The organism is Bradyrhizobium sp. Crot121 (assembly GCF_059512385.1).
The window spans coordinates 23,488-42,064 of sequence record NZ_JCAMOR010000053.1; the positions used below are offsets into that span (position 1 = coordinate 23,488).

General features: G+C 63.9%; 19 protein-coding genes. 11 read left to right on the forward strand and 8 right to left on the reverse strand.

Annotation, left to right across the window (positions count from 1 at the left end; translation table 11 throughout):
• Window positions 1-142 precede the first annotated feature (142 nt).
• Together AC5ZGW_RS32345 and AC5ZGW_RS32350 are read left to right on the forward strand one after the other, a co-directional pair.
• A complete protein-coding gene (locus tag AC5ZGW_RS32345; RefSeq protein ID WP_028163600.1) occupies window positions 143-532 on the forward strand; it encodes an Hpt domain-containing protein in 390 nt (129 codons plus the stop codon).
• Window positions 533-659: 127 nt separating this feature from the next.
• Complete coding sequence (locus AC5ZGW_RS32350; RefSeq protein ID WP_028163599.1) at window positions 660-980, forward strand: 2Fe-2S iron-sulfur cluster-binding protein; 321 nt, start codon at window positions 660-662, stop codon at window positions 978-980.
• Here the strand turns inward: AC5ZGW_RS32350 and AC5ZGW_RS32355 are convergent.
• Window positions 977-1,441 carry an acyl-CoA thioesterase gene (locus AC5ZGW_RS32355; protein WP_130227047.1) on the reverse strand — a complete coding sequence of 155 codons (465 nt, stop codon included), beginning with the start codon at window positions 1,439-1,441 and terminating at the stop codon, window positions 977-979. The genes AC5ZGW_RS32350 and AC5ZGW_RS32355 overlap by 4 nt on opposite strands.
• A gap of 177 nt (window positions 1,442-1,618) precedes the next feature.
• Between AC5ZGW_RS32355 and AC5ZGW_RS32360 the strand changes: the two genes are divergently transcribed.
• Window positions 1,619-2,647, forward strand: a complete 1,029-nt coding sequence (locus tag AC5ZGW_RS32360; RefSeq protein ID WP_130227046.1) for an NAD(P)/FAD-dependent oxidoreductase — start codon at window positions 1,619-1,621, stop codon at window positions 2,645-2,647.
• Between the two features lie 163 nt (window positions 2,648-2,810).
• On the forward strand, window positions 2,811-3,398 hold the full coding sequence (locus AC5ZGW_RS32365; protein WP_130227045.1) for a DUF2147 domain-containing protein: 588 nt from the start codon (window positions 2,811-2,813) through the stop codon (window positions 3,396-3,398).
• A 54-nt stretch (window positions 3,399-3,452) separates the two neighbouring features.
• Here AC5ZGW_RS32365 and AC5ZGW_RS32370 read toward each other — a convergent pair whose 3' ends face one another.
• Window positions 3,453-5,393, reverse strand: coding sequence for an SGNH/GDSL hydrolase family protein (locus AC5ZGW_RS32370; RefSeq protein ID WP_130227060.1), 1,941 nt, complete (start codon window positions 5,391-5,393; stop codon window positions 3,453-3,455).
• Window positions 5,394-5,606: 213 nt separating this feature from the next.
• Complete coding sequence (locus tag AC5ZGW_RS32375) at window positions 5,607-6,692, reverse strand: lysylphosphatidylglycerol synthase transmembrane domain-containing protein (RefSeq protein WP_130227044.1); 1,086 nt, start codon at window positions 6,690-6,692, stop codon at window positions 5,607-5,609.
• 391 nt (window positions 6,693-7,083) lie between these two features.
• Here AC5ZGW_RS32375 and AC5ZGW_RS32380 point away from each other — a divergent pair, with 391 nt between their 5' ends.
• The 3 genes from AC5ZGW_RS32380 to AC5ZGW_RS32390 all read left to right on the forward strand — a co-directional run bounded on the left by AC5ZGW_RS32380 (window position 7,084) and on the right by AC5ZGW_RS32390 (window position 11,844).
• Entirely contained in the window at window positions 7,084-7,590 is a 507-nt protein-coding gene (locus AC5ZGW_RS32380) for a YciE/YciF ferroxidase family protein (RefSeq protein WP_028163593.1), read from the forward strand.
• A 270-nt stretch (window positions 7,591-7,860) separates the two neighbouring features.
• Window positions 7,861-9,291, forward strand: a complete 1,431-nt coding sequence (locus AC5ZGW_RS32385; RefSeq protein ID WP_130227043.1) for an MFS transporter — start codon at window positions 7,861-7,863, stop codon at window positions 9,289-9,291.
• A 147-nt stretch (window positions 9,292-9,438) separates the two neighbouring features.
• On the forward strand, window positions 9,439-11,844 hold the full coding sequence (locus AC5ZGW_RS32390) for an EAL domain-containing protein (protein ID WP_130227042.1): 2,406 nt from the start codon (window positions 9,439-9,441) through the stop codon (window positions 11,842-11,844).
• On the opposite strand, the gene AC5ZGW_RS32395 is transcribed toward AC5ZGW_RS32390, so the two are convergent.
• Entirely contained in the window at window positions 11,841-12,275 is a 435-nt protein-coding gene (locus AC5ZGW_RS32395; RefSeq protein WP_028163590.1) for a hypothetical protein, read from the reverse strand. The two genes, AC5ZGW_RS32390 and AC5ZGW_RS32395, sit on opposite strands and share 4 nt — an antisense overlap.
• Before the next feature lie 72 nt (window positions 12,276-12,347).
• Here AC5ZGW_RS32395 and AC5ZGW_RS32400 point away from each other — a divergent pair, with 72 nt between their 5' ends.
• On the forward strand, window positions 12,348-12,953 hold the full coding sequence (locus tag AC5ZGW_RS32400; protein WP_130227041.1) for a hypothetical protein: 606 nt from the start codon (window positions 12,348-12,350) through the stop codon (window positions 12,951-12,953).
• Between the two features lie 6 nt (window positions 12,954-12,959).
• Here AC5ZGW_RS32400 and AC5ZGW_RS32405 read toward each other — a convergent pair whose 3' ends face one another.
• Complete coding sequence (locus AC5ZGW_RS32405) at window positions 12,960-14,303, reverse strand: aminotransferase-like domain-containing protein (RefSeq protein ID WP_130227040.1); 1,344 nt, start codon at window positions 14,301-14,303, stop codon at window positions 12,960-12,962.
• Between the two features lie 177 nt (window positions 14,304-14,480).
• Here AC5ZGW_RS32405 and AC5ZGW_RS32410 point away from each other — a divergent pair, with 177 nt between their 5' ends.
• The gene (locus tag AC5ZGW_RS32410) at window positions 14,481-14,729 is read left to right on the forward strand and encodes a DUF1127 domain-containing protein (protein WP_130227039.1); all 249 of its coding nucleotides are present in this window, start codon (window positions 14,481-14,483) and stop codon (window positions 14,727-14,729) included.
• On the opposite strand, the gene AC5ZGW_RS32415 is transcribed toward AC5ZGW_RS32410, so the two are convergent.
• Both AC5ZGW_RS32415 and AC5ZGW_RS32420 read right to left on the reverse strand, forming a co-directional pair.
• Window positions 14,726-15,151 carry a universal stress protein gene (locus tag AC5ZGW_RS32415; protein ID WP_130227038.1) on the reverse strand — a complete coding sequence of 142 codons (426 nt, stop codon included), beginning with the start codon at window positions 15,149-15,151 and terminating at the stop codon, window positions 14,726-14,728. The two genes, AC5ZGW_RS32410 and AC5ZGW_RS32415, sit on opposite strands and share 4 nt — an antisense overlap.
• Before the next feature lie 57 nt (window positions 15,152-15,208).
• Window positions 15,209-15,751, reverse strand: a complete 543-nt coding sequence (locus tag AC5ZGW_RS32420; protein ID WP_130227037.1) for a SixA phosphatase family protein — start codon at window positions 15,749-15,751, stop codon at window positions 15,209-15,211.
• A gap of 94 nt (window positions 15,752-15,845) precedes the next feature.
• Between AC5ZGW_RS32420 and AC5ZGW_RS32425 the strand changes: the two genes are divergently transcribed.
• The gene (locus AC5ZGW_RS32425; protein ID WP_496114022.1) at window positions 15,846-17,321 is read left to right on the forward strand and encodes an NAD(P)/FAD-dependent oxidoreductase; all 1,476 of its coding nucleotides are present in this window, start codon (window positions 15,846-15,848) and stop codon (window positions 17,319-17,321) included.
• 73 nt (window positions 17,322-17,394) lie between these two features.
• A complete protein-coding gene (msrB, locus tag AC5ZGW_RS32430; RefSeq protein ID WP_130230082.1) occupies window positions 17,395-17,895 on the forward strand; it encodes a peptide-methionine (R)-S-oxide reductase MsrB in 501 nt (166 codons plus the stop codon).
• 80 nt (window positions 17,896-17,975) lie between these two features.
• On the opposite strand, the gene flbT is transcribed toward msrB, so the two are convergent.
• Window positions 17,976-18,407 (reverse strand): flagellar biosynthesis repressor FlbT, encoded by a 432-nt coding sequence (flbT, locus tag AC5ZGW_RS32435; protein ID WP_130230084.1) that lies wholly within the window; start codon window positions 18,405-18,407, stop codon window positions 17,976-17,978.
• Between the last annotated feature and the right edge of the window lie 170 nt (window positions 18,408-18,577).

The following is an 18,577-nucleotide window of genomic DNA, read 5'->3' on the forward strand; positions in this document are numbered from 1 at the left end:
CCCATTGAGGTCCTACTTTGTCTGAAAAAGGGCAAAGTTGAGGCAAATTTGGCCAACGATCCGTTAACTATTTCCGTGATTGGGTGACGCCCAAACGGCCCTACCGAAAAGGAGGTGGTGGCCGGTCCTCAGGATCAGGCCCATGCCGCGTCACCTCGAACGGACCCAATGGATAGCTTCGCCGCCGCTCTCCCCCGGGGACGGCCCGATCGATCTTGCACATCTTGCGCGCATGTCGCTCGGCGACGCCGCTCTCGAGCGCGAGGTGCTTTCGCTGTTCGTGGCGCAGTCGGCCAAGCTGATCGCAGCCCTGGCCACCCTTCCGCAGGATGCGCGCGAACTGGCGCACAAGTTGAAGGGATCGGCACGCGCGATCGGCGCTTTCGCTGTCGCGGATGCCGCCGCCGGGCTGGAACATGTCCTGACGAGTGGCATCGAACCCGCGGAGCCGCTGGCGGTGCTCACTGACGCGGTCGCGCGGGCGCGGAACGCGATCGAGGCCATCCTCGGCGACCCTTCAAGCCCGAATTGACCGGCGACAAATTCGCGTCAAAAGGTTTTGCGTGAGGGCACCCGGCCGCTGGCGCTCCCCGGATCGACCCGTTATAGGGACTGCCGGGGACCTCATCCAGATCCGTATTCCGGTAGCACGAGCGATCATGGCCAAGATAACTTATGTCGACCATTCCGGGGAAAGACGCACCATCGAGGTGGAGAACGGCGCGACCGTGATGGAAGGCGCTATCCGCAACGGCGTTCCGGGCATCGAGGCGGAATGCGGCGGCGCCTGCGCTTGTGCGACCTGCCATGTCTATGTCGACGAAGCCTGGCGCGAGAAGGTCGGCGCGCCCACGCCGATGGAAGAGGACATGCTGGATTTCGGTTTCGACGTGCGGCCGAATTCGCGTCTGTCCTGCCAGATCAAGGTCACCGACGACCTTGACGGGCTCGTGGTGACGACGCCGGAACGGCAGGCTTAATCCCGTTGATACAGATCAAGGCCGCGGCGGATCCAGGGCTTTAGGTTAGCCTTCACTTCATCCGTCAGGGGGACCGGCTTGCGCGTGGTTTCGTCGATCAGCACCGTCACCGCCTGCGCGGAGGCCACGCATCGACCTTGCGAAAACACCACCTGATCGAACGTCACCGAGGTTCGTCCGAACTTCACGACGCCGAGCCCGAGTTCGATCGTGCCGGGCCAATGCAGCTCAGCGCGGAAATGGGTGTCGAGGCGCACCATGATCCAGGCGAGCCCATCCGGCACCAATCCCTTGCTGGGATCCTTCATCAGCGTGACGCGGCCGGTCTCGAAATAGCTCGCATAGACCGCATTGTTGACGTGCCCATTGGGATCGAGGTCGGCAAAGCGCACATTGTCTGACAGCCGATAGGGATAGTCTTCCAGGCGCGGCGTGGCGTCGGAACGGATCGGGGCATTCACTTGCACAATCTCCAGGTCGTTGGCCACGTTACAGCCTAGTTGTCGAGTTGCGGCAAGGGGTTGCCGCGGCGCTTGTCGCCCCTATTATGGCGTTCCCGATCAGGCCGTTCCCGATCAGGTCGTCTTGCCTCGGTCGGCAGCCTTCCCATTTCGTACTCAACTGACAAAGAAGCGGATATGAGCGAAGCGATCAAAACCGACGTGTTGATTATCGGCGCAGGTCCCTGTGGACTGTTTGCCGTGTTCGAACTGGGCCTCCTCGACATGAAGACCCATGTGGTCGACATCCTCGACAAGATCGGCGGCCAGTGCGCCGAGCTCTATCCGGAGAAGCCGATCTACGACATTCCCGGCATCCCGCTCGTCACCGGCCAGGGGCTGACGGAGTCGCTGTTGGAGCAGATCAAGCCGTTCCACCCGACCTTCCATCTGAACGAGATGGTTGAGACGATCGAGAAGGTCGGCGATCCCGCCTTCCGCGTGAAGACCGACGCGGGCAAGGTGTTCGAATGCAAGGTGGTGGTGATCGCCGCGGGCGGCGGATCGTTCCAGCCGAAGCGGCCGCCGGTGCCGGGCATCGAAGCCTATGAAGGCAGCTCGGTGTTCTACGCAGTGCGGAAAATGGAGCAGTTCCGCGACCGGAACATCCTGATTGTCGGTGGCGGCGATTCCGCGCTCGACTGGACCCTCAACCTGCACCCAATCGCCAAGCGCATCACGCTATTGCATCGACGCGACGAGTTCCGCGCTGCGCCCCACAGCGTCGAGCAGATGCGTGCGCTCGTTGCCGACGGCAAGATGGACCTGAAGCTCGGCCAGGTCACCGGCCTCGAAGGCGAGGCGGGCAGGCTTGCGGCGGCGACGGTGAAGGGCAACGACAACGCCGTCACGAGGGTCGAGTGCGATACCATGCTGCCGTTCTTCGGGCTCACGATGAAGCTCGGTCCGGTCGCGAACTGGGGCGTGGCGCTGGAGAACAGTCTGGTGCCGGTCGACACCGCCGCCTTCGAGACCAACGTATCAGGCATTTTCGCGATCGGGGATATCAACACCTATCCCGGCAAGCTGAAGCTGATCCTGTCCGGCTTCCACGAGGGCGCGCTGATGGCGCAGAAGGCCCACCGCTATGTCTATCCGGACAAGCGGCTCGTGTTCCAATACACGACGTCGTCATCGAGCCTGCAGAAGAAACTCGGCGTCGGTTGATTCCAATCAACATATGTTTGGTCGATTTCAGTCAAAATATCGTCGGTCAGGCCGCGGAGCGGCCGCTGCGGACATTTGCATCGTTCTGCCCTGCCACTGGAACCTTCCGCGAAATGGCCGTAGTCTTCGCTCATTCGTTCGTTGAATTAGTCGGGTGACGACAATGCGAAATTGGCGATTTCGATTTCGGCTGCTAGTGCCTGTTATCATGGCGCTCCTGGCGGCCGCCCTGCCGGCGCAGGCGCAGCAGCCGTCGGCGGCGGGGCTGTGGCAGAAGGTCGAGGACGGCAGGCCCGTGATCTGGGTGCTGTTCGTCGACCATAACGGCGTCTTCGAAGGCATCATGGCGAAGACATTCCCGAGGCCCGGCGAGCCCGTCACCGAGGCCTGCACGAAATGCACCGACGACCGCAAGAACGCGCCACTTCTTGGCATTCCCTTCATCCGCAACATGAAGCGCAACGGATTGAAGTACGAGGAAGGCAACGTGCTCGATCCGCGCGACGGCAGTATCTACAAGGCCAAGATGAGCGTCAGTCCCGACGGCAAGGAATTGACGATGCGCGGCTACATCGGCATCTCGCTGTTCGGCAAGGACGAGACTTGGTACCGCCTGCCAGATACGGCGATCGCGCAACTTGATCCCGCCATCGTCGCGAAATATCTGCCGGCACAGGCGGCCGCGATGAAGCCTCCGGTGCCGGCCACCACGAAGAAGAACGTCGGTCCAGCCGGCACGCCTTCGCGCTAAAGCTTCGGTTCTGATTGAATTAGAGCCGACATTCCCACCTCGCTCGAAAGCGCTTTAGCGGCTGCCGATCGGCTGCACCGGTTCGGAGATCACCTCGCCCACGCCGACGTCGAGTCGCAGCACTCCGGCCGCCGCGGGGAGGGCGGCGTCCGCCATCGCGGCGTGGCCTTCGGCGGTCGGATGCACCGCGCCGCCGTAGACGGCCGACAGCAGGCCCCAGGTCGCATCATGGATGTCCGAAGGCTGCATCGAGGATGGCAGCGCCTGCGGATAGGTCATCGCGGTGAAGTAGCTGTCATTGGCGTCGCGGATCCAGCGGGCGCGCGGCAGGTAGGCGCGATATTCCGAGGCGCTGCGGCCGCAGAGCATCGGCTGGCTGGCGGCGGTGACGATGTCAGGATTGAAGCTCTCGCCATTGGCCGCAAAGCATTGCCGGTCGAACTCCGGATCGGTGGCGCCGCGCGCGCAGAAGCCATGCATCGCGAACGCGTCCTGATGGGCGTCGACGAAGGTCATGCGGTCGGCACGCGGATTACGACAGAGGACGCCAGACTGGCACAGCGCCAGCGCCTTCAAGGCCGGAAGGAATTCGTCCTGCACGTAGCCGACCACCGGACCAAGCCGCTGCGGCGCGGCATTGAAGGAGGGATGGATGTCGAAGCCGGCGCGGCCGCCGGGGCAGGGGACACCGCCCTCCGACAGCCCCGGATTGGCATAGGCCGTATAGATCACGCGCGAAAGATCGCCGCCGACGAGCGGCCTTAGCGCCTCGCGCAGCTTGGCAAAGGATTGCGGCAATGTGCGTCGCAGGGCATCGCGGGAATCGTCGACAGACGCCATGACGCCACCGCGCCGGAACAGCGCGCGCTCTCTCCCGGCATCGACGATCACATTGGCGACGAGGCCGGAGAAGTAGATATCGTTGGCACCGATCGAGAGCAGGAGCAGGTCGAGCTGTCGATCCGGCTGGCGGCGCTTGGCTGCCGCGAGCGCATCGCGCAATTCGGCGAGCTGGCCGTTGACGGTGCCCGAGCAGGTGTTGCCCGATTTGCTCGGCAGGCACTCGCGGGCCTGCTGTGAGCCGAACAGCCCGTCATTGATGGTTGCTCCCGTGCAGGCGAGCGGCAGGTAGGTCACGGCGATGTGCGGGTAGTTCACCGCGAGCGCGAGCGCCGTGCGGGTCTGGTAGCTGTAGAGCGAGCGGTGGCAGGCCGCGTTCAACCACAGCGCGCTGTGCTTCTGCCATACCGAGAGGAAGTCCGGTGCTTCGCAGGCACGTCCGCCTTTGTAGCCGGCGCGGCTCGGCCGGTAATATTGCTCGCCCGCGGTGCCGAGATAGGAGCGGACGCAGAAGCCTTCTTCCGCCAGCGCAATCGGACGGTCCGGATTGCCCTCGCCGGAGGCGATGCTGTCGCCGAGCCCTGCGATGAAGATATCGCGCACGGCGATCTCGGTGGAGACGCGCTGGGCCGGATCCGAACCCGCGGAGACGTCGACGGTCGCCATGGTCGTGCGGCCGTAGCGGACGCGCAGGTTCACCGGTTCGGCGCAGTCGAAGGCGGAGGTCTGCGGCCCGTCGCCATCGTCGAACGACCAGGCGCAGGTGGCGCCGACCGGAATCGGCCCGACCAATCGCACCGTGATCGGGTGATCTGTTGGCGTCAGGTAGCTTTCCTTGACGTTGTCGCGGGTGCAGGGCTCGTTGACGCGGCCGGCGAGGTCGATGCAGAGCCGGTTGACGGTGTTGCGCGCCCAGCCGCGGCCGTCGCTCTGCAATTCCAGCGCCTGCTCGGCGGCGAGCACGCTGCGGCCGCCCCCGGCTTCGGTCTGCAGCAGGAAGTCGCGCTCCTCGCGGAACAGGCGAAAGCGGTTGCGGACTTCCCACGAGATCTGCAGCGGCTGTTGGGCCGCGGTCTGCGCTTCGGCCGATTGGCTCAGCAGCGCGACCGCCAGCAGCGCGGCGGAAACGATCGAACGGAACAGAATTTTGACCATGGCGCGTTTGACGGCATCGGTGGGGCAGAAATAAGAGAGCCGCGCCGAATTAGCCAGAAAGAATAACGCGCCGAGATCATGATCCGATTGGACGGGATCGGATTGTGATCTCATCGCTTTGTTTGAGCATGATCTCCGCGCAAACGCTTCGCGTTTGTCGCGAGGGAAAACCGGTTCCCACTTTTCCGGATCATGCTCCAGATAACGTCGCTGTTACCGTTTCAGGTGCTTGATCCGTGGCCGGCTCTCGACCGATTGCCGCACGGTAACCTCGGCGGTCTCCGCTCTGAAAGGCGGATCATTGAGCTTGCGCCGGCTGAGCCACGGCTGCACCACGTTAAGCCACAGCTCGCGCACCCCCATGATCGAGATCGAGATACCGAAGGGGATCAGGAAGTACAGGATGCGGAACACGACCAGCGTGGCCAGCAACTGCTCCTTGGAGAAGTCCGGCAGCGCCACCAGCATCGCGGCGTCGAACACGCCGATCGATCCCGGCGCGTGGCTCGCGAAGCCGAGCAGGGTGGCCAGGATGAACACCACGGCCAGCGAGACGAAATCGATATAGGGCTCGGTCGGCATCAACAGATACATCGCGAGCGCGCAGAAACCGAGGTCGACGACGCCGATCAGGATTTGCACCAGCGTCAGCTTCGCGGACGGTAATACCACCTTCCAGCCGTTCTGGCCGAGCTCGCGGCGGCCGGTGCCGGTCACGAGCCAGACCAGATAGGCGCCGATGCCGGCGAGGCAGCCCACTCCGATCAGCCGGTTCATGGCTTCCGGCAACAGGTCCATCGAAGACGCCGCTCCGGGGTGCCAGACCATGCCGATCCCGAGCACGAACAGATTGCCGAGCCAGAAGGTCAGGCCGGAGAGGAAGCAGATCTTGGCGACATCGATCGCGGTCAGGCCGTAGTCCGAATAGATGCGAAAGCGGATCGCGCCGCCGGTGAAGACGGTGGCGCCGATATTGTGACCAATAGTGTAGCTGGTGAAGCTGGACAGCGCCGCGATGCGGTAGGGGATGTGGGTCTTGCCAATGGTTCGCAGCGCGAAGAAGTCGTAAAAGGTTAACGTGCAGAAGGCACCGACCACGCACAGCGCGGCAAGCGCAATGCGGTGCGGGGCGATCTCGGTCAACGCCGTCAGGACCAGGGCGGTGTCGACGCCCTTCAACGTCCGGACCAGATGGGTCACCGCCAAGACGATGATGATGACGCTCGCGGCGATCCCCAGCCGTTTCCAGCCGATCTTTTCCTTGAAGCCACGCCCAAGCGCGGTCAGCAGCCGATGCATTCGTCCTCCCGGCGGAGCGGCATTCTAAAGAAGGCCCGTTACATGGTCACATGGGATAACGGGTGACGGTCAAACGCACCGTGCCCCAGCACCCATAAGGCAAAACGGTAGATTTGTGCAGCCCTTGACAAGCCACGCGTCCGGCTTCGTTCGTGATTTCTGTCATACGCAGTACATATGTCTGGGTATTGGAAAATGTGAGTCGCCGCCGGCGGTCCTGTCGGTTCAATTTCGTCGTAGCGTTCCGCTGTTCCGTCCCCGGTTCTTGCCGTTTCGCCGGAACGTCTGTCCATCCAGCCTGTTAGCGCAGGTATCAGCAACCAGAACATGGCGTTTTGCGGGGACGACAAGGTGGGCGGGCGCCATGTTCCAGAACCAAGGGATACGCGCAATGGGACTCTTCAGTAAAGACATCAAGAGCATGAATGACTTGTTCGTGCACCAATTGCAGGACATCTATTACGCCGAGCAACAACTTGTGAAAGCGCTGCCGAAGATGGCCAAAAAGGCCTCCGATCCGCAGCTCAAACAGGGATTTCTGACCCACCTGGATGAAACTAAAACGCATGTGCAGAGACTGGAGCAGGTATTCCAGATGCATGGCGCCCAAGTGAAGGCGGTCGATTGCCCGGCGATCGACGGCATCATCGAGGAAGCCGACGACGTGGCCGGCGAGGTGGATGACAAGAACGTGCTCGACGCCGCGCTGATCAACGCCGCACAGGCCGCCGAGCATTATGAGATCGCCCGCTACGGCAGTCTGATCGCCTGGGCACGGCAACTCGGCCGCAACGACTGCGCTTCCATCCTGCAGAAGACGCTGGATGAGGAAAAAACCACCGACAAGAAGCTGACCTCGATCGCCGAAGGCAAGGTCAATCTCAGGGCGGCGAGCTAGATCACGATCCGGCCACGTTTGACTGGGCTGCAGCTCATCAGAGTGTGATTTTCGGGCTAACGTCTGGCTCGCCAGGCGAAATCCGGTTTCGGATGGCCCGGATCATGCTCCAGGCATTTCGGACATTGAGGCAAAAAGCCGCGCCTGGATAATTCCGGTGCGGCTTTTTGTACCGGTCGCTGCCCTCCGCGATCATCCTTCGATCGGTACCGAAATGTATTCACGAAACGACGGGATATGTCTGGTGTTGGCTCTCCGTTGAGGTGATCCATGCAAGACCTGTCACTCAAGACCCGACAATATGCGGACGCGCCGTCCCGTCCGGCCGAAAAACCCGTGCCTTCGAAGCTCGCCGGCTCGTTGACGCTTGCCGCGATGAGCCTCGGCTACGGGGTGGTGCAGCTCGACGTCACCATCGTCAACACCGCGCTGCATGCGATCGGCGGTGCGCTTGGCGGTGGCGTGTCCGAGCTGCAATGGGTGGTGAGCGCCTACACCATCGCCTTTGCTGCCTTCATCCTGACCGCCGGTGCGCTCGGCGATCGCATCGGCGCCAAACGGGTCTTCATGACAGGCTTTGCGCTGTTCACCGCGGCGTCGCTTGCCTGTGCGCTGGCGCCGAACGCACCGGTGCTGATCGCGGCGCGTTGCATCCAAGGACTGGCGGCCGCGATCCTGGTGCCGAATTCGCTGGCGCTGCTCAACCATGCCTATCCGGATGAGAGGGCGCGCGGCCGCGCCGTCGCGATCTGGGCGGCCGGCGCCAGCGTGGCGCTGACGGCCGGGCCGTTCCTTGGCGGCGCCCTGATTGCGCTCATCGGCTGGCGCGCGATCTTCCTGGTCAACCTGCCGATCGGCCTTGCCGGCCTCTGGCTGACCTTCCGCTATGCCGATGAGACCACGCGCTCGCTTTCGCGCGAGATCGATTTGCCTGGTCAAATCGCGGCGATCACGGCGCTTGGCGCGCTCGCCGGCGCCCTCATCGAGGGCGGCGCCCGCGGCTGGCAAGATCCGTTCGTGCTCACAGGCTTTGCTGCGTCCGCGGTGCTGAGCGCGCTGTTCGTCTGGCGCGAAGCCCATGCGTCGCAACCGATGCTGCCGCTGTCGCTCTTCAGACAGCGAATGTTCGCGGCGACGTCGTTCGTCGGTCTTCTCGTCAACGTTGCCCTTTACGGGCTGATCTTCGTGCTGAGCCTGTATTTCCAGGAGATCAACGGCTTGTCGGCATTTCAGACCGGGCTGGCCTTCGTGCCGATGATGGGCGCGGTGCTGCCCGTCAATCTGATCGCGCCGCGCATCAGCGAGCGCATCGGCGCGCCCGCGACCATCGGCTGCGGTGCACTGCTGTCGGCAGCGGGATGTTTGGCCTTGCTCGGCTTGGGGCCTGACACTGCCTATTGGGCGATCTGTGCGCAATTGATCGCGATGAGCAGCGGACTTGGTCTTTTGGTCCCGCCGCTGACGTCGACGCTGCTCGGCAGCGTCGAGAAGTCGCGCTCGGGAATTGCAGCCGGCGTGCTCAATGCGACCCGGCAGACCGGCAGCGTGCTCGGCGTCGCGCTGTTCGGCTCGCTGGTCGGCCGGTCCGCAGCGTTCATCGCCGGCCTGCACACCTCGCTGCTGATCTCGGCTGGCCTGCTGCTTGCGGCCGCTGCCGCGATCATGCTCGGCGCCATGTGGCGGGACCGGGCGACGACGTGACCTGCATCATCACGCGCGCCCGTTGCGGATTGAGCCGATTTTTGTCGCCGGCTCAAAACTTCGTTCACCATCAGCGGAACGAGTTCCGCTGCGGTTACCCCAAATCCACCAACTGGAGGGCTGGTACGGCGGGATAGGGGAACTGCAATGTACCAAGTCCTGATTTGCCTGACGACGCAGCACGATTGGCGGTTCGTCATCCTTGCCCTGACGACCTGCTGGCTCGCCGGTGCGGTCGCGATCAGCCTGTTTCACCGGGCCCGAGCGTCGCAAGGGCTTCCGCGGGTGGTCTGGATCGGGCTGGATGCGGTGGCCGGCGGCTGCGGGATCTGGGCGACGCATTTCATTGCGATGCTGGCCTATCAGCCCGGCATGGGCGTCGGATACGACATTCCGCTCACCCTGCTGTCACTGGCCCTTGGGGTGTCGATCGCGACGGTAGGCTTGACGATTGCATTGCTGAACAACCGCGTCTCGACGGCAGCAGCTGGCGGCGCGATCGTTGGCCTTGGCATTGCCGCCCTGCACTACGTCGGCATGATGGCCATTGCATTTCCGGCGCGCGTCGAATGGTCGCCCGGCATCGTGCTCGGTTCGGTCCTGATCGGCAGCCTGTTCGCGGCGCTGGCGCTCGTGGTTGCGACGCGCAGCGATGATCGCAACCACGGCATCGGCGCGACCGCACTGCTGACGCTGGCCGTCGTCTCGCTCCACTTCACTGGAATGGGCGCAATGAGCGTCATTCCCGATCCCAGCGTCGCCGTTGACCAGATGTCGATTTCGCCGGTCGCGCTTTCCTCCCTGACGGCGATCGTGACCTTCGCGTTTCTCGGGATCACGCTGGTTGCGGCCATGCTCGACCGTCGTGCCAAGGGCGAAATGCGCCAGCAGAAGGTTCTGCTCGACACCGCGCTCGGCAACATGTCGCAGGGCTTGTGCATGTTCGATGCGAATGGCCGCATCCTCCTGGCCAACGACCGTTACGGCGCGATGATGGGCCGGTCCAGCATTCCGCTGCGGGGCCGCCTGCTGCGCGACGTCCTGCAGGACCAGAAGCTGAACGGCGAATGGGACGGCGATCCCGATCAGTTCGTCGCCGATGTGATGGCGGAAGCCAGCGCCGGCCACACCGTGACCAAGGTGGTGACCAGGGGCGACCGCTCGATCCGCGTTGTCGATCAGCCGATGAAAGGCGGTGGCTGGGTCGCGACCTTTGAGGATATCACCGAGTGGCAGCAGGCGCAGGAGCGGATTTCGCACATGGCGCGCCATGATGCGCTGACCAATCTGCCCAACCGGACGCTGTTCCGCGAACAGCTCGAAAAGGGATTGCGGCTCGCCCGGCGCAGCGACCAGCTCGCGGTGCTCTGCCTCGATCTCGATCATTTCAAGATCATCAACGATTCGCTCGGCCATCCCGTCGGAGACGCGCTGCTCAAGGCGGTCGCGCAGCGGCTCGGTGAATGCGTCACCGAGAACGATACCGTGGCCAGGCTCGGCGGCGACGAATTCGCGATCGTGCAGTTCTGCGGGGATTGCGACCCATCAGTGGTGGCCGCGCTCGCGAGCCTCATCGTCGAGAAAATCGCGGCTCCTTACGACATCGGCGGCCATCAGCTCGTGATCGGCGTCAGCATCGGCATCTCGCTGGCGCCCGAGGACGGCAAGAATCCGGACGAATTGTTGAAGAAGGCCGATCTCGCGCTCTACCGTGCCAAAGCGGACGGCCGCGCCACCTATCGCTTCTTCGAGACCGGGATGGATGCACGCGCGCAAGCGCGGCGCATGCTCGAGCTCGACCTGCGCAAGGCGCTGCAGCGTGATGAATTCGAGGTTCACTATCAGCCGATCCGCGACGTCGCCCACGACCGGATCGTCGCCTGCGAGGCCTTGCTGCGCTGGAAACATTCGCTGCGCGGGGTGATCCCGCCGGGCAATTTCATCGGGCTTGCGGAAGAAACCGGACTGATCGTTCCGATCGGGGAATTCGTGCTGCGCCAGGCCTGCGCGGATGCGGCTGCCTGGCCGCAGGACGTCGCGGTCGCGGTCAATCTGTCGCCGATCCAGTTCAAGAACCCGAACCTGGTGTCATCTGTGAAGGCGGCGCTTGAGGACACCCGCCTTGCTGCGCATCGCCTCGAGCTCGAGATCACGGAGACGGTGCTGCTGCAGAACAGCGAGGCGACGCTTGCGGTGCTGCACGAACTGCGCGCGCTTGGCATCCGCATCTCGCTGGACGATTTCGGCACCGGCTATTCGTCGCTGAGCTATCTTCGCAGCTTCCCGTTTGACAAGATCAAGATCGATCGCTCGTTCGTCAGCGACCTCGCGACGCGGGAAGATTCTATGGCGATCGTCCGCGCCGTGACCGGGCTCGGCAAGAGTCTCGGCATCGTCACCACGGCGGAGGGTGTTGAGACCGATGCGCAGTTCGAACTGCTGCGTCGCGAGGGATGCACGCAGGCGCAGGGCTATCTGTTCAGCGCGCCGCGTCCCGTCGCCGAGGTAATGAAAATCCTGGCGGAAAGGTCGCCGCAGCGCCTGAGCGCTTAACTCCTGCGCAGCGCAAAATGCGCGCCGCAAAACGCCATCGCACCGCCGAGGCATAGCGCGGCGAGGCCGGCCTCCACGATCGAGATGGTCGAGATCGAACTCGGTGCCGACGCCACCTGGCCGGCGCCGGCGAGAATGAGAACGCCGACGGCGATCAGGAACTGCCGCATCCGCGGCGGGATCTCGCCGGCGACGGCGCTGTGCATCAGGTTTGCGGTGAAGTAGCCGCCACAGAACGCCACCGTCGCGATCAGCCACCAGGCGATCGCCGCGCCCGCCGGCATGGTCTCGTGCGTGTCGGAGCGCCACAGCCCGCCAAGATCAAGGCCGTAGCGCATGCCCAGCATGTGCACGGCGAGCGCCAGCAGCACGCCGGAAAGCATGGCGCCGCCGAGAATCAGGTGGCGTGGAAAAGAGGTCGTCTCGTCCATGGTCTGCTTGTAGGATGAAGCCGGCGCGCCGCGCAAGCGGCGCGGTCAGTCGATTGCTCCGGGTTGTGGAATTTGCCGAAATCATCAGCCAACAATAGCGCCGAGCCAGGCGAGGACACGCCGACGCGCTATGCCTACAAGGCATCATTGATCGGATCGGCGCATCAATTCGAATTGACCGATGCCGGATTGTCGTGGCGCATCGCCGGCCGTTCCGGCGTCTGGCCTTATCGCGATATCTCGGCGGTCCGCCTCTCGTACCGTCCGGTGTCGATGCAGTCGCGCCGTTTCCGCGCCGATATCGAGAACGGCAATGGCGGACGTCTCGCCATCCTCTCGACCACCTGGCAGACCGCAACACTGATGGCGCCGCAGGGCCACGGCTACCGTGCCTTCATCGAGGAATTGCACCGGCGGATGAACACGGCGGGCAGCAAGGCGGTGCTGACAGGCGGGCTCGGGCGTGCGACCTATGCGGCCGCGCTCGCGGTGTTGGCCGTGCTGGCGGTCGCGATGATCGGGCTTTTGCTGCGCGCGTTGTTCACCGGCGAATTCGTCGCCGTGTTGTTTCTGATCGGCTTCGCCGTCCTGTTCGCCTGGCAGATCGGCGGCTTCGTCGGGCGCAACCGGCCGCGCAGCTACAGCTTCGATCATCTGCCGGATAAATTGCTGCCGTAGCTCGCTTCACTCGGTCGCGTCAAAATCTTCTTCCTTCGCAATCAAGATGCCCGATAGCGCCCGGAGTCCGGTTTCGAGCTGCTCCAGCGTCGGCGCGCCCAGCGCCAGGCGGACCGCATTGGGTGCATGTCCCGGGGCGACCGCGAAGGTCGTGGACGGCGTCAACGCGATGTCGCGACGGGCGGCTGCGGCTACGAAAGTCTGCGAGCGCCAATGCGGCGGCAATGTCAGCCAGAGATGATAGGCCTTGGTATTGGCCTGGATTTCGAACCCGGCGAGCAATTTTGCGGCCATCTGCTGGCGGCGCGCCGCGTCGATCCGCTTCAGCCGCGTGAGCTCGGACACGGTGCCGTCACCCATCAGCCGCTGCCCGGCCGCAAACGCATAGCCTGACGCCGTCCATCCGCCGGAGCGGACGGATGCCATGATGATCTCGCGCAGCCGTAGCGGAGACACGATGAAGCCGAGCGCAAGCCCGGGTGCGACTTTCTTCGAGAGGCTGTCGAGCACGATGCAGCGGTCGGGAGACAGCGCAGCGAGCGGCGGCTCATCGTCGAGAAATCCGTAGACCGTGTCCTCGATGATGGTGAGGTCGAGCTTCTCGACCACGCGCAGCAGATCGGTGCGCCGCGCGGCCGGCATCGTGATGCCCAGCGGGTTTTGAATGGTCGGCTGCAGATAGAGCGACGAAAGATGCGCCTCGCGGTGCGCTTTCTGCACCGCATCGGGCCGCACGCCGTGCTCATCCATCGCAAGCGGCACCAGCGTCACGCCAAGCCGCGCCGCGATGCCCTTGATGAAGGGATAGGTCAGCGCCTCGACGCCGCAGCGCCCGCCCGGCGGCACCAGCGCGGCGAGCGCAGCCGCGATGCACTGCCTGCCGTTGGCGGTAAAGACGATCTGCTCGGCGCTTGGAGACCAGTTCTTGCGGGCAAGGAACGCTGCCGAAACCTGTCGCGCCGCTGGCGTGCCCGTCGTGGTCGGTTGCCGTAATGCGGCCTCGAGCGCATCCGGCCGCTCGAGCCCTTGCAGGCCTTTCGCGATCATCGCCGCCTGTTGCGGCAGCAGCGGATAGTTGAATTCCATGTCGATGCGCGCGCCATGCGCCTCGGGCGACGGCGCGATGCTGCCTCGCGCGTCGCCGGAAATGAAGGTGCCGCGGCCGACTTCGCCGACGACGAGACCGCGCCGCAACAGCTCAGTGTAGACCCGGCTCGCGGTCGACACCGCGATCTTGCGCTCATAGGCGAAACTGCGTTGTGGCGGCAGGCGGTCGCCAGGTTTCAGCGCGCCGCCGGCGATCTCGGCGGCGATGGCGTCGGCAAGCCGCAAATATTCGAACTTCGACATTATTGCACCGAGGACAATGTTTCGCTTGAACCGAGATAATTACCGGATCATCTAGAGGGCATCAATCCTACGATTGTACTGAGGATGCGCAAGCAATCCGAGGTCAATACGGCGCTGCGATAGCATTTGCGCCGACGGCATCGCTTTGCCGCGCGGGAGAAAGCCGGAGAGAAGACGATGTCGACGCTATCCTCAGCCGCAGGCCGGCCCGCGCAGCCGGGCGCATCAGGCGGGCTGGTTCGCCGGATCGAAGCGGGCGCGCACGCGCTGCTCGCCTATCTGGAGCGCCGCGCCGCCATCAAAACACTTCGCGGACTGGATGACCGCGCGCTGCGCGACATCGGCATCTCACGCTGCCAGATCGAGGCCGCCGTTGGCGGCGCGCTCAATCCCGCGATGGGAAAGCTTGGCTCGAAAGCATTTTAGTGCCGCACCACCAGCACCGAGCATTTTGCGTAGCGCACCACATGGCCGGCATTGGAGCCGAGAAAATAGGTGCGCATCGCTGGGCGGTGCGAGGTCATCACGATCAGGTCGGCGTGCATTGCCGCCGCTTCCTCTAGGATCTCGTGATAGATGCCGCCCTGTCGCACCACGCTGGAAATGCGCAATGGCTCGATGCCGCTTTCCCGGGCCACGATCGCCAGCGCTTCCTCGGAGGTCTGCCGCTGTTGGATATCGAAATCGGCCGGCACATATTCGGCCAGCATCACCGGTGTCATCGGCAGCACGTTGAGCAGGCGTACCGTACCCCTCCAGTTTTCCGCGAGCGTTGCCGCTGTCGCGATCGCGGGCTTCGCCAGATCGGTGTCGGCCAAATCGATCGGCACCAGAATGGACTTGAACATCCACGCCTCCTGTCCGCTCAACATTGACACGGCAAGCGGCGATTCCCGCGCCTGCCTCTAGTCGTCCGAAGTCTGCTTCAATAGTTTCGGGCTGACAAACTGTACGAGCTTGCCGCGACGGAACGCCACGTCGGTCCAGTCGTGCGTCGGGAAGTCGAAGATCGCAAGACCGGAGGTTGGCAGGTTGTGATCGAGCGCTTTCTTCGCAGATGCGTCGCCGCTGCCGATGAGGGTGAGGGCAAGCTCATGCATGCCGGGATTGTGGCCGACCAGCATCAGCCGCTTGGGGTCGCTGACCGAAGCCATCCGAATCGTGTGCAGCAGGTCGGTCGGATCGGCGCCGTAGAGTTCCGGTAGGAACTCGACGTCTGGCGGCGATACGAGCCCTTCCATCGCTTGCCAGGCGACTTCCCAGGTCTGATGTGCCCGGACCGCGGGCGAGACCAGCACGCGGTCAGGAAATGGCGGATGCCGGCCGATCCAGGCGCCGATCTCCGCGGCATCACGGTGGCCGCGCTCGTCGAGCCGCCGGTCGTGATCCTGGCCCGTGGGCGATTCGGTTTCGGTCTTGGCGTGACGCAACAGCATCAAACGGCGCATGGCGCAATCTCAATTCGGCGTGTTCTGGATTAATCTTACATGCTCATGCCCGCGACAAGGTGACAAGCCGTGTCGCGGTCCGTAAGAAAACGACATGAGCGAGACTTCCACAAGTGCGACCGACCATCGCGATGCTGCGATGCCGTTCCCCTCACGCCTTTCGGTCGAGCTGGACGTCGATATCTGCGTGGTCGGGGCGGGGCTTGCCGGACTGACGGTGGCGCGGGAGGCGGCGCGGCTTGGCGCCAGTGTTGCGGTGCTCGAAGGCCGCCAGGTCGGCTGGAACGCCTCCGGTAACCAGCTCGGCACGGTGATGCCGGGATTCAATCTTCCGCTGTCCGAGCTGATCGAACGCGTCGGCTTGGAAGACGCCCGCGAACTCTGGGCGCTGTCGAAGGCCGGCGCCGATTACGTTCGCGCGACCGCGACCGAGGAACTGATCCCGGGCATCGCGTTCAGCGAGGGTGCGCTGCAGGTTTCCACCGTCGATGTCGGCGATACCCTGATCAGCCGGCTGCAGACGCTGGCTGAGGATTTCGAGACCGAGGTCGAGGGCTGGCAGGTCGACCGTGTGCGCAGCACCATCAGGACGAAGCGCTATTTCCATGGCATCTACTATCCCAAAGCGTTTCAGGTTGACGGCCGCAAATATGTGCATGGCTTGGCGGCGCTTGCGCAGCGGGCAGGGGCGCGCATTTTCGAGGATACGCCGGTGGTCAGCATCGACTTCTCCGGCATCCGCAAGCGCATCGTTACGCCTTCGGCGCGCTTGCGAGCGTCCCATATCGTGCTCGCCGGCAATGTTCATCTCGGCGCGCCGCTCCAGCGCCTGTCGGACACGCTGCTGCCTGTCTGGCGCTATGCGGCGGTGAGCGAGCCGCTTGGCGAACGACTCGCGGAAGCGCTCGCCTTTCACGGCTCGGTCAGCGACAGCGACTGCATCGATCATTTCCGAATCGTCGATGGCGACCGGCTGATGTGGGCGAGCCCGGAGACGACATGGAACGCGAAGCCGCAGCGTTTCGCACCTGCCATCCAGCGCCGCATCGCGACCATCTTTCCGCAACTCGGCAAGGTCGCAATCGACGATGTCTTCGGCGGCGCCGTTGGCGTGACCGTGCATGGCATGCCGCAGATCGGCGAACTGCGCAAAGGCCTCTGGGTCGCAAGTGGCTTTGGCCGGCAGGGCATGAACACCTCGGCAATGGCCGGGCTGTTGATCGCACGCAGCATCCTGTGGGGCGACGAACGCTGGCGGCTGTTCTCGCCGTTCGAACTGGTCTGGGCGGGCGGGACGACCGGCCGCATCGCGGCGCATCTGATCAGCCTTTGGGGGCGGGGCGCCTCCGCCGCCGCCAACGCACTGGCGCGCTATCGGGAGGGCGTGCGCGCCAAGGAGCGCGTCCGCAACGCACGTCTGGCCGAGGCCAATCGCCAGTACGGCACCCTGCCGCGGCCGCCGCGCCGCCGCCCGGCGCCTGGTGGCCAGCGGACTGCGCACCCGCAACCGTCTGTGCCGCAGGAGCCGTATGGCTCAAGCTCGCAGAAAAGTGAGGAGATCAGGGACTGACCGGTGTAACGTCGCAATCGGGTGTGCCGTATCTGACAGCGAACAATCGTCATCCGCCTCCACGGAGACCATCATGATTGACCGCCGTTTCTTGCTTGCTTCCGTTGCCGGCCTGTTCAGCCTCGCCGCTTTCCGCTGGCTGCGTGGTTCGCCGGCGCAGGCCGCCGAGAAATTCGAGATCGAGAAGACCGACGCCGAGTGGCGCGCGCAGCTCACGCCGCGGCAATATGAGATCCTGCGCAAGCAGGGCACGGAGCGGCCATGGTCCAGCCCGCTGTTGAAGGAGCACCGCAAGGGCATCTTCGCCTGCGCAGGCTGCGACCTGCCGCTATTCTCCTCCGACACCAAGTTTGAAAGCGGTACCGGCTGGCCGAGTTTCTATCGGCCGCTCGAAAACGCCGTCGGCACGACGGAAGACCGCACCTTCGGCATGGCGCGTACGGAGGTGCATTGCCGGCGCTGCGGCGGCCATCTCGGCCACGTCTTCGACGACGGTCCGAAGCCGACGGGTCTGCGCTACTGCATGGATGGCTTTGCGCTGGTCTTCCATCCGGCGACTGCTTCAGCGACCTGAATCTCGTCATCGCGCGCGATGCAATGAACGCAAAAAAGGCCTCCGTTTCGGAGGCCTTTTTCGTTAATCGCGCGATTGCCTTACGCCGACTTGCGCTCGTCCTGCTGCACGGAGGCGTCGAGCTTCCTTGCGCTTTCCAAGAGCGCCTCTTCATGAGCGATCAGCTTCTTCGACTCCTTCAGCGCGTGATAGAGGTCACCGTTGAGGATGTGGTTGTTGATGTTTTCGATGAATGGCCAGCCGCTTGGCATAGCCGTGATGATGTCGCGCACCAGGCTGAAATAGGTCGGATGGTGCGCCATCGGGTCGGGCGAGAGATACATGAGCTGCACCGCGAGATAGACCAGCTTGGCCGGCGTGTCGGCTGTCTCCGGCGTCAGAATGTCCTTCTCGCGCAGGATCGGAATCCTGTCGCCGTCGATCAGGAGGCGAGCTCGCTGATCGGTGTTGGTGACCACGCAGGAGCCGATGATGATCCGCTCGTTCGGCTTCAGCTCGACCTTCAATGCCATTCCCGTTCTCCTCTGCCGCCATTCCCGCGCGATGCGTCGTTGCGACGAAATCGAATCATGTCTGGCGCGCGTCCGCCGTTAAGACCGATGGCGGCCGATCGCGCCGCAATCCTTTCCGATCATGGTTAACAGTTGGTAAACGCCATTCGTGCTGTGTTCGCCCTTCGGTC

What these genes read in the sequence shown, in the direction of transcription:
- AC5ZGW_RS32345 (WP_028163600.1), top strand. Translation starts at nt 143, where the DNA reads ATGCCGCGTCACCTCGAACGGACCCAATGGATAGCTTCGCCGCCGCTC.
- AC5ZGW_RS32350 (WP_028163599.1), top strand. Translation starts at nt 660, where the DNA reads ATGGCCAAGATAACTTATGTCGACCATTCCGGGGAAAGACGCACCATC.
- AC5ZGW_RS32360 (WP_130227046.1), top strand. Translation starts at nt 1,619, where the DNA reads ATGAGCGAAGCGATCAAAACCGACGTGTTGATTATCGGCGCAGGTCCC.
- AC5ZGW_RS32365 (WP_130227045.1), top strand. Translation starts at nt 2,811, where the DNA reads ATGCGAAATTGGCGATTTCGATTTCGGCTGCTAGTGCCTGTTATCATG.
- AC5ZGW_RS32370 (WP_130227060.1), bottom strand. Translation starts at nt 5,393, where the DNA reads ATGGTCAAAATTCTGTTCCGTTCGATCGTTTCCGCCGCGCTGCTGGCG.
- AC5ZGW_RS32375 (WP_130227044.1), bottom strand. Translation starts at nt 6,692, where the DNA reads ATGCATCGGCTGCTGACCGCGCTTGGGCGTGGCTTCAAGGAAAAGATC.
- AC5ZGW_RS32380 (WP_028163593.1), top strand. Translation starts at nt 7,084, where the DNA reads ATGGGACTCTTCAGTAAAGACATCAAGAGCATGAATGACTTGTTCGTG.
- AC5ZGW_RS32385 (WP_130227043.1), top strand. Translation starts at nt 7,861, where the DNA reads ATGCAAGACCTGTCACTCAAGACCCGACAATATGCGGACGCGCCGTCC.
- AC5ZGW_RS32390 (WP_130227042.1), top strand. Translation starts at nt 9,439, where the DNA reads ATGTACCAAGTCCTGATTTGCCTGACGACGCAGCACGATTGGCGGTTC.
- AC5ZGW_RS32395 (WP_028163590.1), bottom strand. Translation starts at nt 12,275, where the DNA reads ATGGACGAGACGACCTCTTTTCCACGCCACCTGATTCTCGGCGGCGCC.
- AC5ZGW_RS32405 (WP_130227040.1), bottom strand. Translation starts at nt 14,303, where the DNA reads ATGTCGAAGTTCGAATATTTGCGGCTTGCCGACGCCATCGCCGCCGAG.
- AC5ZGW_RS32410 (WP_130227039.1), top strand. Translation starts at nt 14,481, where the DNA reads ATGTCGACGCTATCCTCAGCCGCAGGCCGGCCCGCGCAGCCGGGCGCA.
- AC5ZGW_RS32415 (WP_130227038.1), bottom strand. Translation starts at nt 15,151, where the DNA reads ATGTTCAAGTCCATTCTGGTGCCGATCGATTTGGCCGACACCGATCTG.
- AC5ZGW_RS32420 (WP_130227037.1), bottom strand. Translation starts at nt 15,751, where the DNA reads ATGCGCCGTTTGATGCTGTTGCGTCACGCCAAGACCGAAACCGAATCG.
- AC5ZGW_RS32425 (WP_496114022.1), top strand. Translation starts at nt 15,846, where the DNA reads ATGAGCGAGACTTCCACAAGTGCGACCGACCATCGCGATGCTGCGATG.
- msrB (WP_130230082.1), top strand. Translation starts at nt 17,395, where the DNA reads ATGATTGACCGCCGTTTCTTGCTTGCTTCCGTTGCCGGCCTGTTCAGC.
- flbT (WP_130230084.1), bottom strand. Translation starts at nt 18,407, where the DNA reads ATGGCATTGAAGGTCGAGCTGAAGCCGAACGAGCGGATCATCATCGGC.